The sequence below is a fragment of the Kineococcus esterisolvens genome, assembly GCF_050871405.1.
In the GTDB taxonomy this organism is placed as follows: Bacteria; Actinomycetota; Actinomycetes; order Actinomycetales; family Kineococcaceae; genus Kineococcus.
In genome coordinates this window covers 1-17,363 of the sequence record NZ_JBJLRI010000006.1, presented here as the reverse complement: position 1 = coordinate 17,363, position 17,363 = coordinate 1, and the positions used below count along the sequence as shown (strand labels likewise).

General features: G+C 77.0%; 17 protein-coding genes. 7 read left to right on the top strand and 10 right to left on the bottom strand.

Going from position 1 to position 17,363, the window contains the following annotated elements; genetic code table 11:
- Positions 1-44: 44 nt before the first annotated feature.
- Together ACRYR8_RS03785 and ACRYR8_RS03780 are read right to left on the bottom strand one after the other, a co-directional pair.
- Positions 45-2,423 carry a helicase-associated domain-containing protein gene (locus ACRYR8_RS03785; protein WP_432482743.1) on the bottom strand — a complete coding sequence of 793 codons (2,379 nt, stop codon included), beginning with the start codon at positions 2,421-2,423 and terminating at the stop codon, positions 45-47.
- A gap of 35 nt (positions 2,424-2,458) precedes the next feature.
- Positions 2,459-3,532 carry a sigma-70 family RNA polymerase sigma factor gene (locus tag ACRYR8_RS03780; RefSeq protein WP_432482742.1) on the bottom strand — a complete coding sequence of 358 codons (1,074 nt, stop codon included), beginning with the start codon at positions 3,530-3,532 and terminating at the stop codon, positions 2,459-2,461.
- 172 nt (positions 3,533-3,704) lie between these two features.
- Between ACRYR8_RS03780 and ACRYR8_RS03775 the strand changes: the two genes are divergently transcribed.
- Positions 3,705-4,991, top strand: coding sequence for an MFS transporter (locus ACRYR8_RS03775; protein ID WP_432482741.1), 1,287 nt, complete (start codon positions 3,705-3,707; stop codon positions 4,989-4,991).
- A 26-nt stretch (positions 4,992-5,017) separates the two neighbouring features.
- Positions 5,018-5,623 carry a TetR/AcrR family transcriptional regulator gene (locus ACRYR8_RS03770; RefSeq protein ID WP_432482740.1) on the top strand — a complete coding sequence of 202 codons (606 nt, stop codon included), beginning with the start codon at positions 5,018-5,020 and terminating at the stop codon, positions 5,621-5,623.
- A 19-nt stretch (positions 5,624-5,642) separates the two neighbouring features.
- Here the strand turns inward: ACRYR8_RS03770 and ACRYR8_RS03765 are convergent, their stop codons facing one another.
- The 4 genes from ACRYR8_RS03765 to ACRYR8_RS03750 form a co-directional block, all read right to left on the bottom strand.
- Positions 5,643-7,946 carry a HelD family protein gene (locus ACRYR8_RS03765; RefSeq protein WP_432482739.1) on the bottom strand — a complete coding sequence of 768 codons (2,304 nt, stop codon included), beginning with the start codon at positions 7,944-7,946 and terminating at the stop codon, positions 5,643-5,645.
- A gap of 102 nt (positions 7,947-8,048) precedes the next feature.
- Positions 8,049-8,555: a mycothiol transferase gene (locus ACRYR8_RS03760; RefSeq protein WP_432482738.1), complete on the bottom strand. Its 507-nt coding sequence runs from the start codon at positions 8,553-8,555 to the stop codon at positions 8,049-8,051.
- Entirely contained in the window at positions 8,465-8,815 is a 351-nt protein-coding gene (locus ACRYR8_RS03755) for a hypothetical protein (protein ID WP_432482737.1), read from the bottom strand. The genes ACRYR8_RS03760 and ACRYR8_RS03755 overlap by 91 nt, the downstream gene beginning before the upstream one ends.
- A gap of 9 nt (positions 8,816-8,824) precedes the next feature.
- Positions 8,825-9,229, bottom strand: coding sequence for a CHAD domain-containing protein (locus ACRYR8_RS03750; protein WP_432482736.1), 405 nt, complete (start codon positions 9,227-9,229; stop codon positions 8,825-8,827).
- Positions 9,230-9,373: 144 nt separating this feature from the next.
- On the opposite strand from ACRYR8_RS03750, the gene ACRYR8_RS03745 reads away from it, so the two are divergent.
- On the top strand, positions 9,374-9,622 hold the full coding sequence (locus ACRYR8_RS03745) for a hypothetical protein (RefSeq protein WP_432482735.1): 249 nt from the start codon (positions 9,374-9,376) through the stop codon (positions 9,620-9,622).
- A gap of 29 nt (positions 9,623-9,651) precedes the next feature.
- Here the strand turns inward: ACRYR8_RS03745 and ACRYR8_RS03740 are convergent, their stop codons facing one another.
- The 4 genes from ACRYR8_RS03740 to ACRYR8_RS03725 form a co-directional block, all read right to left on the bottom strand.
- A complete protein-coding gene (locus tag ACRYR8_RS03740) occupies positions 9,652-10,644 on the bottom strand; it encodes a potassium channel family protein (RefSeq protein ID WP_432482734.1) in 993 nt (330 codons plus the stop codon).
- A gap of 58 nt (positions 10,645-10,702) precedes the next feature.
- Positions 10,703-13,090 (bottom strand): putative bifunctional diguanylate cyclase/phosphodiesterase, encoded by a 2,388-nt coding sequence (locus ACRYR8_RS03735; protein ID WP_432482733.1) that lies wholly within the window; start codon positions 13,088-13,090, stop codon positions 10,703-10,705.
- A gap of 141 nt (positions 13,091-13,231) precedes the next feature.
- Complete coding sequence (pdxH, locus tag ACRYR8_RS03730; protein ID WP_432482732.1) at positions 13,232-13,906, bottom strand: pyridoxamine 5'-phosphate oxidase; 675 nt, start codon at positions 13,904-13,906, stop codon at positions 13,232-13,234.
- Positions 13,907-13,911: 5 nt separating this feature from the next.
- Positions 13,912-14,475 carry a hypothetical protein gene (locus ACRYR8_RS03725; RefSeq protein WP_432482731.1) on the bottom strand — a complete coding sequence of 188 codons (564 nt, stop codon included), beginning with the start codon at positions 14,473-14,475 and terminating at the stop codon, positions 13,912-13,914.
- Between the two features lie 73 nt (positions 14,476-14,548).
- On the opposite strand from ACRYR8_RS03725, the gene ACRYR8_RS03720 reads away from it, so the two are divergent.
- From ACRYR8_RS03720 to ACRYR8_RS03705, 4 genes are all read left to right on the top strand, one after another.
- Complete coding sequence (locus ACRYR8_RS03720) at positions 14,549-15,136, top strand: TetR/AcrR family transcriptional regulator (RefSeq protein ID WP_432482730.1); 588 nt, start codon at positions 14,549-14,551, stop codon at positions 15,134-15,136.
- Between the two features lie 96 nt (positions 15,137-15,232).
- A complete protein-coding gene (locus ACRYR8_RS03715; protein WP_432482729.1) occupies positions 15,233-15,847 on the top strand; it encodes a hypothetical protein in 615 nt (204 codons plus the stop codon).
- A complete protein-coding gene (locus ACRYR8_RS03710; protein WP_432482728.1) occupies positions 15,847-17,016 on the top strand; it encodes a zinc-dependent alcohol dehydrogenase in 1,170 nt (389 codons plus the stop codon). The genes ACRYR8_RS03715 and ACRYR8_RS03710 overlap by 1 nt, the downstream gene beginning before the upstream one ends.
- A gap of 52 nt (positions 17,017-17,068) precedes the next feature.
- On the top strand, positions 17,069-17,221 hold the full coding sequence (locus ACRYR8_RS03705; protein WP_432482727.1) for a hypothetical protein: 153 nt from the start codon (positions 17,069-17,071) through the stop codon (positions 17,219-17,221).
- The last annotated feature ends 142 nt before the right edge of the window (positions 17,222-17,363 follow it).

Below are 17,363 nucleotides of genomic sequence, written 5' to 3'. Positions count from 1 at the left end.
GGGCGGCGCTGTCCGGGCCACGACGCTAGCCGACGCCCGGGGGCTCACTCCTCCCGTGCGGCCACACCGGTGACGCGGTGCACCGAGAAGGTCCGCACCGACTGCTCGGCGCGTTCGAACGCGGTGATGCGACCGCCCTCGACGCCGATCGGTTCCACGAGGTGCCGTCGCGGCGTGCCGTCGGCGTCCACGTAGCCGATCCACACCGCCCGCCGCTCACCGGCGGCCTCGCGCAGGAGCACCAGCGACGTGGCCGGGTCCAGGTGGCTGAGCGCCGGGGCGTCGGCGTGCTCCGCGCGGCGGCGCTCCCCGGCCGCGGCGTCCTCGTCGCCGGCCCGCAGCGAGCGCACCGCCGCCGACAGCAGCGCCGGCGACGGCGGGGGCGGCTCGCCCGTGACCGGTCGCGGAAGCCCCCGCGCACCGCTGCGCAGCGCCACCGGGCGGCGCACCACCAGCTCCCCGTCGGGGCCCTCCGCCGCCGGTGCCAGGCCGGCCGCCCGCAGCGCCGCCAGCACCTCGTCGGGCTCGGCGGCCGCCGCCAGCACCGTGGGTGCCAGCGCGCGCAGACCCAGCTGCGCGCACCGGCGGTCCGAGAGCAGCTCCGCGAGCACGGCGGCGTCCTCGGCGCGCACGTAGCTGCCGGCCCGGCCCACCCGCACCCGCCCGTGCCGGCGCGCCACGTCCCGCACCAGGTACTCCAGCGGCTGCGGCACCCCGGTGGCGGACACGTCCGCGAGGAAGCGCAGCGCGTCGTCGGCGGTCAGGCCCTCGTCGAGGCCGCGGCGCACGGTGGCGGCGTCGAAGCGGTACACGGTGGCCCCGCCGCGGCTCTCCACCCGGGCCAGGGCCGCCAACCGCTGCGCCAGGTGGACCTCCAGCGGACCGGGCGCCACGGCCGTCAGGTCCGCCTGCAGCAGCACCTCGCCGACCGGCTCGGGCAGGGCCGCGGCCAGGGCGGCGGCGGCCGCCTCGTCGTCACCACCGGCCAGCGCCCGGCCCGCAGCGGACAGCGCCCCGGCGCCGAGCACGCCCAGCCACCCGGCGTCGCGCAGCGTCCAGCGCACCAGGTCCTCCTGCAGCCGGCCGGCGCGGCGGGGGGCTTCCCAGCGCAGCCGGGCGAGCAGGTCCTCCGCCTCCGCGGCCCCGTCCGCGCCGGCCGCCGCGAGCTGGGCCAGCACCGCGCGCCGCACCGGCAGGACCGGCCCGCGGTCCAGGTCCGGTCCCAGCGCGCTGCGCACCGCCCCCTTCGCGTCGCGCGTGCCCACCAGCGCCGGCACCCGGGTGGAGACCAGCCAGGCACGGGCCAGCGCCGTCCAGCGGGCCGGGACGTCCTGCTCGCACCAGGTGTCGAAGGCGGGCGTGGGCAGCCAGCGCGGCTCCACCTCGGCGTCGTCGGCGACCAGGCCCGCCAGGTGGGCGACCTCCGCGACCAGCGCCGCGGTGGCGTCGTCGACCTCCAGCGCGGCGGCGGTGCGGCGCAGCTCGCGCACGCCCACGCCGCCGGCGCGCAGCACCGGCGGGGGAGCGGCGCCCCACAGCCGGCCCAGCTCCTCCACCAGCCGGCACGCCTCCGCCGCTGCCTCCGCCGCCGCGGCGGCCACCACCTGCGGGCGGCGCGGCTGTACCCGGGGGGCGGGCGGCTCGCGGTCGGGCGCGCGGTGCACCCTCCCGCCGCGCAGGGCCAGGCCCACCTCGCGGGGCAGCACGACCGTGCCGGGCCCGGAGACCGCCAGCAGCCCGTGCGCCAGCAGCCAGTCCACCGGGCCGCTCGCACCGGCCACCCGCACCTGCCGGTCGGCGCGCTCCACCGACCCCGTCGGCGGACCCCAGGTGAGCCGGTCCAGCAGCGCCCGCACCCCCTCGGGGGCCTCGCGCAGCAGCGCCTCCAGGGTGGCGGGCTCGCCCAGGTGCGCCGCCAGCCGCGGCAGCGCCACCTCCGGGTCGTGGCTCACCGGCAGGCCCAGGTCCTCCAGCAGCTCCGCGAGGCGCTGCGGGGAGCGGCGGCCCAGGGCGTCGGCCAGCGGGGGGCCCAGGCCGGCCGGGTGCGGGCCCAGCAGCTCCCGCACGGCGTGCACGAGGTGCAGGCGGCGGTCCGGGCCCCACACCAGTGCCCGGCGCCGCAGGTGGGACAGGACGTCGTTCGCGCGCGCGCCCCACGCTCGCGAGACCGCGGTGGCGCCGGTGGGGTCCGGCAGGACGGCCAGCACCTCCGCCACCTGCAGCGCCGGGGTGTCCAGCCCGTCCAGCGCGCGCTGCACGCTGGCGCGGGTGGTGGCGCGGGTGGCCAGCGCCGTGGTGGACGTGGGCAGCGGGGTGGCCAGGTCGGGGCGGGCGGTGAACAGGGCCTCGAGGTCCTCGTCGCCGCGCGCGCGCAGGTCCTCGGCGAGGGTGCGGGGGGCGCTGCTGCGGGCGGCCGGGGGCATCCGCCGGAGTCTAGGTGCGCGGACCCGGGGCCGCCTCAGTGCGCCGGCGCCTCCAGCGGGACCCCGAAGTGCTCGAACAGGCGGGTGTCCAGGAACGAGGTGATGCGGTGGATGCGACCTGCGCGCAGCTCCAGCGACTGGAAGGCGAACGGCACGGAGGAGCCGTCCGGGCCGGGCTTGTACTGCGCGAACGCCGGGGAGCCGTTGAGGTCGACGCGCCGAAGCCGTGAGCCGCGGCAGCCGTGGCCGGGCCCCACCATCCACGCCACGACGTCCTGCGGCCCGGCCAGCCACATCTCGAACGGCGGCATGTTCTGCGTGACGTCCTCGGCCAGCAGCGCCACGAAGGCGTCCATGTCGTAGGACTCGAAGGCGCGCACGTACCGCTCCAGCAGGTCGCGGTGCTCGGCGTCCAGGTCGGTGCCGCGGGCACCGGTGGCCGCGTCGAGGTCGACGTCGGGGCGGGTCGCCAGGGTGGCGCGAGCGCGCTGCAGGGCGCTGTTCACCGACGCGGTGGACGTCTCGAGCAGCCCGGCGACCTCCTCCGCCCGCCAGCGCAGCACGTCGCGCAGGATCAGCACGGCGCGCTGGCGCGGCGGCAGGTGCTGCAGGGCGGCGACGAACGCCAGGCGGATGGACTCGCGCGCCACGGCCACGTCGGCGGGGTCGCCCTGCTCGGGCAGCACCCGGGTGTCGACCATCGGCTCCAGCCAGGTGTCCTCCGGCTGCCGGGCCGCGAGGGAGGCCTGCACCGGCTCCCACGCCGCGGCGGACAGGTCCATGGGGCGGGCCCGGCGGCCGCGGGTCTCGATGGCCGTCAGGCACACGTTGGTGGCGATGCGGTACAGCCACGAGCGCAGCGAGGAGCGGCCCTGGAAGCCGTCCAGGGACTTCCACGCGCGCAGCATCGTCTCCTGCACGGCGTCCTCGGCGTCGAAGGCGGAGCCGAGCATCCGGTAGCAGTAGCCGGTGAGCTCGCGGCGGTGCTCGGCGAGCCGTGGCTCGAGGTCGGCGGTCGGGTCGGTGCCGGGAGCGGTGGTGGGTTCGTCGGGGCGGTCGACGGCGTGCTCGACCGCGCGGTCCGGGGTGGCGGGGGCGGGGATCGTCACGCGGCACACACAAGCACGCAGGACCGACAGAGCGGGAGGGGTGCTGTGAGATCGGTCACGACCGGCCCGCGCGAGGGCGTCCCCACAGGAACGACCTCTACCTTCTGCTCACCGACCGAGCACTCGGTCGGCCGGGTGACGCAGCCGTCGCCCGTGAGCTCGAGGAGGCGCTGTGGCCCTGTCGAACGCACCCCGCACCCCGGTCCCCGCCGGGGTGCCGATCCCGCCCGGCGACGGGCCGAAGGCGTCGCGCACGTTCGTGGTGACGCTGACCCTGGCCCAGTTCGGGCTGTTCCTGGCCCTGCTGGCGCCCGTCATGGTGACCATGCAGCTCAAGGCGTCCCAGCTGGACCCGGTCAACCCGGCGTCCGTCATCGGTGCGGTCCTGCCGTGGGGAGCCCTCGGCGCGTTCATCGCCAACCCGCTGTTCGGGATGCTCAGCGACCGCACCCGCAGCCGCTTCGGCCGCCGCCGCCCCTGGATCCTCGGCGGCGTCCTCGTCTTCACCGCGGCCCTGGTCTGGGTGGCCGGCGCCCCCAGCGTCCTGCAGCTGGGCATCGCCTGGTTCGTCGCGCAGGTCTCCGCCAACGCGGTGCTCGCCTGCCTCATCGCCGCCGTCGCCGACCAGGTGCCCGAGGACCGGCGCGGCACCGTCTCCTCGTGGGTGGGCATCGCGCAGAACGCCAGCGTCCTGCTGGCGTTCGTCGTCGCCGTGGAGTTCACCTTCAGCACGTGGCCGCTGTTCCTGGTGCCGGCCGCGATCGGCCTGGTCACGGTGCTCGTGTTCGTCGCCCGCCTGGAGGACGTCCCGCACCCCCAACCCCGTGAGCCGTTCGACCTGAAGGCCTTCGCCCGCACCTTCTACACGAGCCCGCGCGAGAACCCCGACTTCGCGCTCGCCTGGTGGTCGCGCTTCTTCATCATCTTCGGCTCCTTCATGTTCACCACCGTGCGCGTCCTCTACCTGCAGCACTCCTTCGCGCTGGACGCCGGCGGCGCCACCCTCGTCGCGCTGATCGGCGTCGCCGTCTACACCGTCGCGCTCGTCGTGGCCGCCCGCCTCGCGGGGTGGGCCTCCGACCGCCTCGGGCGGCGCAAGGTGTTCGTGGCCCTGTCGACCGTGCTGTTCGCCGTGGGCCTGGTGATGCTCGCCCACGTGGAGACCGTCGGCGGCTTCTACCTCGCCGAGGTCGTCATGGGCCTGGCCTACGGCGTGTACCTGGCCGTCGACACCGCCCTGGTCATCGACGTGCTGCCCTCGCCCGAGGAGGCCGGCAAGGACCTCGGCGTGCTCAACATGGCCAACGCCCTGCCGCAGAGCCTGGCGCCGGCCGCGACCGCCGCCCTGCTCGCCGTCGGCAGCGCCACGAGCGAGAACTACGGCCTGATGCTGTGGGTCGCGGGTGTCGTCACCGTCCTGGGCGCCGTGGCGATCATGTTCGTCCGCAAGGTCCGGTGAGCCCGGTGGCGGTGCAGACTGCTGCCGTGAGCACCGCCCCCACGGCCTCCGCCGCCGCCCGCGAGCGCGTCCTGGACGTCGCTCTGGAGCTCTTCGGGGCCCGCGGCTACCGCGGGACCTCCATCGCCCTGGTGGCCCAGCGGGCCGGGCTGAGCCAGTCCGGCCTGCTGCACCACTTCCCGACCAAGGCGGCCCTGCTGACCGCGGCCCTCGCGCACCGCGACGCCCGCACCACCCCGGTCGTCGTCGGGCGGGGGGAGCCTGTCGGGTGGACGGCGTTCGAGGGGTTGGAGCGCCTCGTGGCCGCCAACGCCCACGACCGCGAGTGGGTGGAGCTGTTCGTGACGATCTCCGCGGAGGCCGTGGACCCCTCGCACCCCGCGCACCGGTGGGCGCGCGAGCACTACGCCGGGATCAGCTCGTGGATCGCCGCGGCCCTGCGCGCCGGGGTGGACGCCGGGGAGGTCTCGCCCGAGGCGGACGTGGACGCGCTGACGGCCGCGACCGTCGCCGTCCTGGACGGTCTGCAGCTGCAGTGGCTGCACTCCGGCGAACCGGAGGGCAGCGCGATGGTCGCGGGTTTCCGCGCCTTCTCGGAGTCGCTGCGGGCCCGCTGGGGCACCACCGGCTGAGCGGTCGGCCGCGCTCGCGTCAGCTCCCGGCGGCCGGCGCCACCGAGGCCATCGACGCGGGCAGGTCCTCGGCGTGCAGCACCAGCAGCCGCTGCGTGGCGCGGGTCAGCGCCACGTACAGGTCGTTGGCGCCGCGCGGGCGGCGCAGCACCGCCGCCGGCTCCACGACCACCACGACGTCGAACTCCAGGCCCTTGGCGCGCTGCACGTCCAGCACGCTCACCCGCGCGTCCAGGTCGTCGGGGGAGGAGGCCACCGACCCCGGTGGCAGGGCCCGCGAGACCGCCGCACGCAGCGCGTCCGAGCCCAGCGGCCCGTCCTCGCCGGCGGTCAGGACCGCCACCCGGCCCTCGTCGAGCTCACCCGCCGCCGCCCGCACGGCCGCCACGACGCCCGCGGCGTCGTCCGGGCCGGCCAGGCGCACCGCCGCCGGGTCCACCTCGCCCTCGCGCACCGGCGTCGGCGGCTTCGCGTCGATGCCCGCGGCGAGCAGCACGTCCGCCGCGACCCGTGCGATCCGGGCGGGGGTGCGGTAGTTGACGGTCAGCTCCTCCAGCCGCCAGCGGTCGTCCACGACCGGCTTCAGCGCCTCGGCCCAGCTGTGCGCCCCGGCCGGGTTCGACGTCTGCGCGACGTCGCCCACCAGGGTCATCGAGCGCGCCGGGCAGCGCCGCTCCACCAGCCGCCACGCCATCGCCGACAGCTCCTGCGCCTCGTCGACCACGACGTGGCCGTACGCCCACGTGCGGTCCACGGCGGCGCGCTCGGCCACCGTGCCCGACGGCCCGCCCGCGGTGAAGCGGTCGGCCAGCAGCTCGGGGGTCACCAGCGTGTCGCCCACCCCCGAGGCCTCGAAGTCCTCCAGCACCTTGCGGGCGTGCGCCAGCTGCTCCTCGCGCTCGGCGTCGCGCGCCTCGGCGGCGCGGTTCTCCTCCAGCGGCCCCAGCAGCTCGGCCAGCTCGTCCAGCAGCGGCACGTCCGCCTCGCTCCACGCCTCCGGCTGTGCGCGGTGCAGCGCCTCGCGGTCCGCCCGCGACAGCTGCGGCGCCGCCCGCCGCAGCTGCTCGGGGTCCCGGTACAGCCCCGCCAGCACCTTCTGCGGCGTCAGGGGCATCCAGCACAGGTTCACCTCGCGGCGCACGTCGACCGACTCGCGCAGCTCGGTGAGCAGGTCGTCGCGCTCCTCGCCCAGGTCCACGCCGCGCCCGCGCGCCAGCTGCTGCACGAGCCCGTTCAGCACCTCGCGCACGAAGGTCACGCGGGCGGCGTTGTGCGGCTTGCGGCTGCGGCGGGCGCGGGTGCGGGCGGAGACCACGGCCTCCGGGCGCAGCACCACCGGCGTGCCGTCCAGGTCGAAGCGGATCGCCCGCTCCGGCACCCGCTGGCGCGCCGCGACGGCCGCGGCGAGCACGTCCACCATGACCGGCGAGCCCTTCACCCGCGCCGCGCGCGGGGAGTCGTGCCCCCGCGCCACCACGCCGGGGAACAGCTCGCCCAGAGTCATCGTCACCACGCCCGTCTCGCCCAGCGCCGGCAGCACCTGCTCCACGTAGCGCAGGAACACCGGGCTGGGCCCCAGCAGCAGCACGCCGCTGCGGGCCAGCCGGTCGCGGTGCGTGTAGAGCAGGTAGGCGGTGCGGTGCAGCGCCACGGCCGTCTTGCCGGTGCCCGGGCCGCCCTGCACGACGAGGACGCCGCGCTCGGAGGCGCGGATCACGCGGTCCTGCTCGGCCTGGATGGTGGCGACGATGTCGCCCATGCGCCCGGTGCGCGGGGCGCTGACGGCGGCCAGCAGGGCCGCGTCACCGGTGGTGCGCTCGCCGTCGGCGGCCACCAGCACCTCGTCGTCGACCGCCGTGACGTGCCGGCCCTTGGTCAGCAGGTGCCGGCGGCGCACCACGTCGCGCGGCGCGGCGGCGGTGGCCTGGTAGAAGTCCTGCGCCGCGGGCGCCCGCCAGTCCACCAGCAGCTGCTCGCCGTGCTCGTCGGCCAGGCCCAGGCGGCCCACGTAGCGCCGCGGGTCCTCCGTCCCCTCGCGCAGGTCGAGGCGGCCGAAGCACAGCCGGTTCTCCACCGACCACAGCTGCGAGAGGCGGTCCTCGTACAGGGTGGCGAACGCGTCGCGCTCGAAGCGGCTCTGGTGGGTGCCGGTGGCCAGGGTGCGGCGCACCCCGGCCAGCTGGGCGGCGGTCTGCTCGCGCAGCTCGTCCAGGCGCGCGTACAGCCGCCCGACGTGGGCGTCCTCGTGCGCGACCTCCTCGGCGGCGCGCTCCTCGGCGGCGCTCGTCCCGTGCCCGGCGGGGTGCTCGGTGGGCTGGCTCACTCGGCGGGATCTCCTGACGCGCGTGCCTGGTGCGGGGACCCCGGAAGCCTAGGCCCGCCCGCCCGCGGTCCGGCACGCCGGTCACCCGCCCGCCCGCCGGGCTCAGCGCCGGCCGAGCACCCCGGTCACGAACGCGGCCTGCCCCGCGTGCTCCAGGTCGTCGTCCAGCACGCTCACCAGCCGCACCCCCAGCGTCACCGGCGGGTCGTGGGAGTCGTCCACGACGCGGTCCAGGTCGGCGTCGGTGAGGGTTCGCAGGTACCGCTCGGTGCGCTCGCACACCGCGTCGGCGTACCCGCGCAGCAGCTCGGCGCTGGCCCGGACCAGTCCCACCTGCTCGGCGTCGAAGCCGTAGCCGATCTCGTCGTCGCCGAAGGGCAGGCCGAAGCGCTGCGACCACCCGTCCGCCGTCCAGACCTGCTCGTGGCCGGCGACCTCGGCGACCTGGGCGTCCTGCCCGCGCGCCAGGTGCCACACGAGCCACGCGACCGTGTTCGCGCCCGGGTCCAGCCGGGCCGTCAGGGCCTCGTCGTCGCAACCGTCGAGGACGGCGTGCACGGCGGGCGGGATGCGGCCGAAGCCGTCGAGCAGGAGGTCCTTGGCGTCCACACCCCCTGCCTAGCGCCCCGGCAGGCCGCCCGCACCCCCTGGCCCCGGTGCAGCCAGCGCCGCAGCTCCGTCGCGGAGGCCGCCTCCCGGGCGGCGCCGACGGCCTCGCGGCCGGCGGCGGCGCGCCCGACCTCGGCGGCGAACAGCCGTCCGCAGGTGAAGGCCAGGGCCCCCGGGTCCCGGCCGTCGAGGCGGTGCAGGACCTCGCGCACGACGACGGAGTCCTGGTGCTCGCCCAGCACCTCCTGCAGGCCCTCCACCGCCTTCGCCTACGCCTTCGCCTCCTCGCCCCACAGCGGCGCCAGCGACTCCCCGGCGCAGCGGGCCTCCTCGGCGCGCTCGCGGGCGCCGTGGAACAGCTCGTCGGCCGCGGCGGCGGGCACCGACGGGTCGGCGTCGGCGGCGTGGGCGGCCTCCACGCGCTCGCGCAGCTCGCGGTCGGTGGCCCGCACCAGCCCCGGCAGGACGTCCCTGGCCCGCTCCCTCGCCAGGGGCGACCACGGCGGGCCCTCCAGCGGTGCGTCGACCAGCTCCTCGAGCCGGCTCAGCAGCGCGCCGCACCGATCGCCGTCCAGCGCCCGCAGCAGCTCGTCGTGGGCCGCGCGGTAGTCCGCCTCCAGCACCTCGCGCCGCGCCGTCGCGGTGGTGGTGGCGTCCCGCTGGTCTCCAGGCACCCGCCCGATCCGACCGGAGGCGGCGCCGGTGCGCACCCGGGACGCCCCGGTGCCGCCGCGCCGGCCCGACCGGTCCGCCCGCGCGGTTGGGCCGGTCGGGGGACACCCCGTTTCACCGCGCACCGCCGCCGCGATGAGCACCACGTGAACCAGACCGCAGCCCTCGAGCAGTGGTGGGCGTCCCTCGACGAGGGCCGCCGCCGCGAAGCGCTCGACATCGAACCCGGTGACTTCCTCTCCGAGGTCGTCGCCCTGGACCTCATGCTGTTCGGCGTGCACGTGCCCGACGTGGCCGTGGCGTGGGACGTGGACGGCGTGCTCGCGCGCATCACCGTGCACGTGCAGCCGGCGCTGCTCACGGAGTTCCTCGCCGGGGTGCGCGCCCTGCGCTGACCCGCGCCCCACCCGGGGACCGCGGCGCCCTACCCGGAGACGACGTAGAGCAGCCGGTCACCGGCGCGCAGTTCCCCCACCTCCGGGTCGCCGTAGCGGTGCGGGTGCCCGTCCCGCACGACGGCCAGCACCGGCACGTCGACGGACTCCGGCGAGCGGCCCACCTCGGCGGCCGTCACCCGCCGCTCGGCCAGGTCCAGCCCGGTGCCGAAGGAGACGAGGTCCTCGACGACGTCCACCGCGGCGGGGCTGTCGGTGGCCAGGCCCAGCAGCCGCCCGGCCGTCTCCGAGGAGACCACCACGGAGCTCGCCCCGCTCTCGCGCAGCAGCTCGGCGTGCTCGCCCTCGCGGGCCGCGGCGATCACGGCGACCTCGGGGTTCAGGCGGCGCACCGCCAGGGTGGCCAGGATCGCGGTGTCGTCGCGGTCCAGGGCCACCACGACCCGGGCGGCGCGGTCGATGAGCGCGGCCCGGAAGGTCGCCGAGCGGGTCGCGTCGCCGGTGATCGAGACGTACCCCTCCTCTGCAGCGTCCGCGGTGGCGCGCGGGTCGCTGTCGACGATCACCACCCGGCTGGCCGGGTGGCCGTGCAGCCGCAGCTGCCGCACGGCGCTGCGGCCCTTGGTGCCGTAGCCGAGGACGACGACGTGCTCACGCATGCGGGCCCTCCAGCGGGCGAGGCGGATCTCGGTGCGGGAGCGCTCGGTGAGCGCCTGGATGGTGGTGCCGACCAGGACGATGACGAAGAGGATCCGCATGGGCGTCACCACGACGGTGTTCAGCAGCCGCGCCCGTTCCGTGACCGGGACGATGTCCCCGTAGCCGGTCGTGGTGAGGGTGACGGTGGTGTAGTAGAGCGCGTCGAGGAGGGAGACCTCGCCGTCGAGGCTGTCGGAGTAGTCGCCGCGCTCGATCACGACCATGCCCCAGGCGACGAGCACGAGCACCAGCGCGATGCCGAGACGGCGGGCGATGGCGCGCAGCGGCGACGTCGGCCCCTTCCGGGACGACCCGAGCCTCACGTCCGGTCGGTGCACACCCCCTGCCTACCGCGGCGCGGGCCGCGGCGCTCGCCGGGGATCAGCGCCGGGCGTCCACCGCCGGCGTGCCGTGCGCCCAGCCGGCGGGGTCCAGGTCCTGCGGCGGTGCGGGGCGGCCGAACAGGTACCCCTGGGCGACGTCGCAGCCCATGGTGCGCAGCGCGTCGCGCTGGTGCGGGTGCTCCACGCCCTCGGCGACGACCGTCAGCCCCAGGGCGTGCGCCATGGAGACGATGGCGGCGAGGACGCGGGCGCCCCCGCGGGCGTCGTCGCGGGCGCTGCCGGCGGTGCCCCCGCGGGCCGGGACGAGGCGGCTCACGAACGAGCGGTCGACCTTCACCACGTCCACGGGCAGCGTCTGCAGGAGCGACAGGCTGGAGTAGCCGGTGCCGAAGTCGTCCAGGGCGATGCGCACCCCGGCGTCGCGCAGCCGCTGCAGGGTGTGGCGGGCGGTCGCGAGGTCCCGGACGACCGAGCTCTCGGTGATCTCCAGGCCGAGGGCGGTGCCGGGCAGGCCCTGGGCGGCCAGGGTCCCGGTGACGAGGTCGACGAACCCCCGCTCGGCGAGCTGGTGGGCGGAGACGTTGACCCACGCGGTGACGTGCCGGGCGGCGGGGTGCAGCGCGCGCCAGGCGGCGAGCTGCCGGCAGGCCCGGGTGAGCGCCAGGCGGCCCAGCTCCACGACGAGGCCGCCGGCCTCGGCGGCGGGGATGAAGCGCGCGGGCGGCACCGGGCCCGTGCCCGGGCGGGTCCAGCGCGCCAGCGCCTCCAGGCCCACGGTGCGGCCGGTGAGCAGGTCCACCTCCGGCTGGTAGTGCAGGTGCAGCTGGTCGGTGCGCATGGCCTCGCCCAGGGCCAGGGTGAGCTCCAGGTGGGCGGCGGCCCGCTCCTGCATGGCCGGCTCGAAGGTGCGCGCCCGCGCCCGCCCGTCCTGCTTGGCGGCGTGCATCGCCATGTCGGCGTCGCGCAGCAGGACGTCCAGGACGGCGCCGCTGAGGGCGGTGCTGGTGGCCCCGGTGCTGGCGGACAGGCGGATCAGGTTCCCGGGCAGGGCGACGGGCGCGGCGAAGCAGGCGCCCACCTCCTCGGCCACCGCCGGCAGCTGCGCGGGGTCCCGGTCGGGGAGCAGGAGGGTGAAGGCGTCGCCGGCGAAGCGGCACGCCAGGTCGCCGGGGCGCAGGACCGCCCGCAGCGCCTGCGCGGCGCCGCGCAGGTAGGCGTCGCCCGCGGCGTGCCCGAGGGAGTCGTTGACCGCTTTGAAGCGGTCCACGTCGCACAGCAGGGCGACGTGGGTGCGGCCCGGTCGCGGCGGGCGCAGCAGCGCCCCGGCCGCCGCGGTGAGGAAGGCGGTCCGGTTGAGCAGGCCGGTGACGGGGTCGCGGGTGGCCAGGCGGGTCAGCTCGCGCCGGGCGCGGTCGCGCTCGATCGCCACGCGGGTCAGGTGCCGGAAGGCCGCGATGGTGGCGTCCTCGGGGAGGCGCAGGTCCCCGGGGGTGCGCTGGTACAGCGCGAAGGTGCCCAGCACGGTCCCGTCCGCGTCCAGCACGGGCAGGGACGTGCACGCGGCCAGGCCGTGGGCGGCGGCCAGCTCGCGGTACGAGGCCCACAGGGGGTCGGTGGTGGTGTCGGTGACGGCGACCACCTCGCGGCGGTGCACCGCGGTGCCGCAGGAGCCGACCCCCTCGCCGGCCCGCAGGCCGTCGATGGCGGCCCGGTACGCCGCCGGCAGGCTCGGGCCCGCGCCGTCCCGCAGCGTGACCCCGTCGTCGTCGAGCAGCAGGACCGAGCACATCACGTGGGGGGCCAGCAGCTCCTCCACGCGCCGGGCCAGGAGGTCGAGGACCTGCCGCAGGGGCCGGCCGGAGGCGGTGGCCTCCAGGACCTCGTGCTGGGCGCGCTGCTCCAGGTCGCGCTGGCGCTGGGTCAGCAGTGCGCTGCCCTGCTCGGCGACGTCGGCGAGCACCTCCGCGGTGCGCGCGGGGGCGGCGCCGACCGGGACGCCCGTGACGCAGACGGCGCCGACGACGGCGCCGGTGGGGGAGCGCAGGGGCGCCCCGGCGTAGGAGACGGGGCCGCCGCGCCGGGCCAGCGGGTTGCCCGCGAAGCGGGGGTCGGTGGTGCAGTCGGCCACCACGAGGGCCTGCCCGCCGGCGACGACGTGCGCGCACGGCACGAACTCCTCGGGCAGCTCGACCTCCTCGGGGAGCTCGACCTGCGGGGCCGGGTCACCGCTGCTGCCGGCGAGCCGCAGCCTGCCGGGGGCCACCAGCGTCACGTGCCCCGTCGCCGCACCGGTGGCCGCGGCCGCCAGCCGGGCGAGGCGGTCGAAGTCGTCCGCGAGCGCCGGCAGCCGCTGCTCCACGTGCGCCAACGCCGCCAGGCGCTCGGGCGCGGCGACGGCGCGGCGCACGTCGTCGTCCTGCAGCACCCGTCCCCCTCCGCTCACCCGGGCCCCGGGCCCCGGCACCCACTATGACCGCAAGGCGCCCACGGCGTCCTGTCCGGCACGGGGCGCCAGCGCCCGGTCGGGGGACCCGCCGGGTCGGGGGGCTGGGTCAGTGGGGCGGGGTCAGGGCTGGCGGCGCTCGACGCGCCAGGCCGCCGCGTCGTCCAGGGCGGCGGGCGAGCCGTCGCGGCTGAGCAGGACGAGGCGGTCGTGCAGGCGGGAGGTGCGCCCCTGCCAGAACTCCACCTCCAGCGCCCGCACGAGGTACCCGCCCCAGTGCGGCGGGGCGGGCACGTCGGCGGGGGAGCCGGTGTCGGGGAAGCGCCGCCGCAGCTCGGCCTCGCGCTCGTGCAGCTCGCCGGCCGAGGCGATCGGGCGGGACTGCTCGCTGGCCCAGGCGCCGATGCGCGAGCCGTAGGGGCGGGAGGCGAAGTACGCCTCGGTCTCGGCGCGGGGCACGGTCTCGGCGGTGCCCCGCACGGCGACCTGCCGGTGGGTGCCGTGCCAGGCGAGCAGCAGCGCCACGCGCGGGTCGTGCGCGATCGCCAGCGCCTTGCGCGAGCGCTGGTTGGTGTAGAAGACGAACCCCCGGGCGTCGACGCCCTTGAGCAGCACCGTGCGGGAGGACACCCCCTCGGGCCCGGCCGTCGACAGGGTCATGGCGTTGGGCTCGGCCTCGCCGGCCTCCACGGCCGCGGAGTACCAGTCCTGGAACTGCGCCAGGGGGTGGGCGGCCAGGTCGGTCGCGTCGAACGAGCGCTCTCCGTAGTCGACGCGGCGCTGGGCGGGGTCCTCCACGCGGATCACCCTAGGGCGGCGGGGCTCCCGCGGTCCGGCGCGCCGGCGCGCTCGCGCTTCGGCCAGACGGTGTAGCTGACCGCCCACAGCAGGTCGACGGCGCAGACCACCCCCAGCACCGGGAGCACGTCGAGCAGGGCCCGGGTGCGCTCGGGGGCCCCGACGAGGGCGACCAGGCCGAGGACGATCCCGGCGGCGACCGCCGCCGCGAGCGCGGTGCGGGCGGCGTCGGCCCAGCAGGCCCGCGCGTACGCCCACCCGGTGGCTCTCACGGGGGCGGGGCCGCCGGCGAAGCGGTGCGCGAAGCGCACGTCGGCCCAGTGCACGAGCCGGTGCCCGTAGGCGAGGGAGACGCCGACGTAGGCGGCGGCCAGCCCGTGGTGCCAGGTGGCGACGGCGCCGCCGCGCAGGTGCACCGCGGTGGCGGCGAGCAGGACGAGGTCGAGCACGGGCGCCACGGCCAGCAGGGCCAGGCCGGCGCGCGGGGCGCGCAGCAGGTAGCGGGCGGTGAGGCCGGCGAGGACGGCGACCCAGAAACCCACCTCGCAGGCGGCGATGAGGGCGAGCACGGGAACCTCCGGAGCTTTTTGTTGACACGATCGTGCTAGCAAGCAAGTTAGCACGGGTGTGTACGATCCGGGAGTGCCGAAGCTCATCGACCACGCCGCCCGCGAGGTGCAGATCGCCGAGGCCGCCTGGCGCGTGGCCGTGCGCGACGGCGTGCGCGCCGTGTCCGTGCGCGCCGTGGCCGCCGAGGCCGGGCTGGCCACCGCGTCCCTGCGGCGCGCGTTCCCCACCCAGAACGCCCTGCTGGCCTACTGCCTGGAACTCGCCGGCCGGCGTGTCCGCGACCGCACCGCCGCGACCGCGGCGGGCCTGGCCCCGCGCGAGGGCGCCCGGGCCGTGCTGCGCCAGCTCCTGCCGCTGGACGCCGAGCGCCGCCTCGAGATGGAGGTGTTCCTGCTCATCGGCACCCTGGCGCTCACCGACGCCGACCTGCGCCCGGGCTACGACGCGGCCCACGCCGAGCTCGCCACCGGCTGCCGCCTCGTCCTGGCCGCCCTCGGTGAGGTGGGGGAGGTGCGCGCCGGGCTGGAGCCCGACCTGGAGGCGTCCCGCCTGCACGCCCTCGTCGACGGCCTCGCCCTGCACCTGCTGCGCCGGCCCGTCGGTGAGGACACCGCCTGGGCCGAGCGCGTCCTGGACGCCCACCTGGACTCCCTGCGCTGACGGCCCGGCCCACCCGCCCCGCCCTCCCGCCGGCCCCTCCGCCGGCCCCCTCCGCCGAGGTGCCGCCCGGGGGAGGGCGCCGTAGCGTGGCCGACCGTGGACGTGACGCAGAAGGCACGTGAGGTCGTCGCCTCGGCCGTGGGCGCCGCCGCGAAGGTCCTGCCGGGTTCGCGGCCCGGGGCCGAGCCGGCCCGGCAGACACTGACGATCGCCCGCCCCGCTGAGGAGGTGCTGGACGCCTGGCGCGACCCGCACGTGGTCTCCCGGCTGCTGGGCGACCTCGGTCGCGCAGAGGTCGACGGCGCCGGCCGCTGGACGTTCTCGCTGACGGTCGGCGCGGGCGCGGGCACGGGTGTGGCGGCGCGGCTCGCCGGCGGTGGGGGCGCGCTGGAGTTCCGCCGCGCCGGTGACGACGGTCCCGGTGACGACGGCGGTCCCGTCGGCACCGGTGCAGCCGTCGAGGACGCCGAGGACGACACCGAGAGCGGCCGCACGGGTGAGCGGCCCGGCGGCGCGCCCCTGCTGCGGGTGAGCACCCGCACGGCCCCGCGCGACCTCGGCACCGAGGTGACCTGCGAGGTCGCCCCGGAGCTCAGCGCGGGCGTCGGCGCCGTGCCGTTCACCCTGCTGTACCGGTTGCGGGCCCTGCTGTTGACGGGGGAGATCCCCACCCTGGGTCCCCAGCCCGCCGCCCGTGAGGAGGAACGCTGATGCGCGCGCTGGTGTGGAACGGCGTGAACGACCTGGCCGTGCAGGACGTCCGCGAGCCGGAGGTCCTCAACCCGCACGACGTCCTGCTCGACGTGACCCTGACCGTCACGTGCGGTTCGGACCTGCACTTCATCGACGGTTACCTGCCGGGCATGCGCGCCGGCGACGTGTTCGGCCACGAGTTCATGGGCGAGGTCGTCGCCGTGGGCCCGGAGGTGCGGCGGGTGCGCGTGGGCGACCGCGTCGTGGTGCCCTCGTTCATCGGCTGCGGCGAGTGCTTCTACTGCCGCCGCGACATGTGGTCGCTGTGCGACACCACGAACCCGAACGCTCCGCTGCAGCAGCCGGTCCTGGGCTACCCCAGCGGGGGCATCTACGGGTACACCCACCCCTTCGGCGGGTACGCCGGCTCGCACGCGGAGTTCATCCGGGTGCCGTTCGGCGACGTGAACTGCTTCACGGTGCCCGAGGGCGTCTCCGACGTGCAGGCGCTGTTCGCCTCCGACGCCGCCCCCACCGGCTTCATGGGGGCGGACTTCTGCGACATCACACCCGGGGACACCGTCGCGGTGTTCGGCGCCGGGGCCGTCGGGCTCATGGCCGCCGCCGGCGCGAAGCTCATGGGTGCCGAGCGGGTGATCGTCGTGGACCGGCTGCCCGAGCGGCTGGAGCTGGCGCGCACGCACCTGGGCGCGGAGACGATCGACTACTCCGACAGCGACAGCGTCCAGGAGGCGCTGCGCGAGAGCACCGGCGGGCGCGGCCCGGACGCCGTGGTCGAGGCCGTCGGGATGGAGGGGCACGGCACCGGCGTGCAGGAGGTCTACGACCGCGCCAAGCAGGCCCTGCGGATGGAGACCGACCGGGCCACCCCGCTGCGGGAGGCGATCCTGGCCTGCCGCAAGGGCGGGGTGCTCTCCGTCCTGGGCGTCTACGGCCTCACGGACAAGTTCCCCACGGGGCTCGTCCTGAACAAGGGCCTGACGATCCGCTCGGCGCAGCAGCACGGGCAGCGGTACGTGCCGCGCCTGCTGCAGCACATCGCCGACGGTGAGCTGGACACGGGTTTCCTGGCCACGCACGAGATGCCGCTGGAGGACGCCGTGCGCGGCTACGAGATGTTCAAGCACAAGCAGGACGGCTGCCTGCGGGCGGTCTTCCGCCCCTGAGCGTCCCCGGGACCCGAGGACCCGAGAACCCGAGAACCCGAAGAGGAGCACCATGAGCACCCAGCCCAGCCAGGAGCCCGGCAGCGCCGAGGCGGCCGAGTCCCCCACCGAGCCCGGCTACGGAAACGACACGGGGTTCGCCGAGGAGGCCGAGCAGGCCGACGAGACCAGCGGGCAGCAGCCCGGCGAGCACAGCGGGTCCTGAGCCCTGCCGCGGACCACGCACCGGCGGCCCCCGCCCCCCCCACCCGGGGCGGGGGGGCCCGGGGGGTCGGGGCCCGGGGCCCCCCGGGCCCTTACCCCCGGGGGGGGGCTGTTGGCATCAAGGCGGAAAAAGCCAAAAAAAC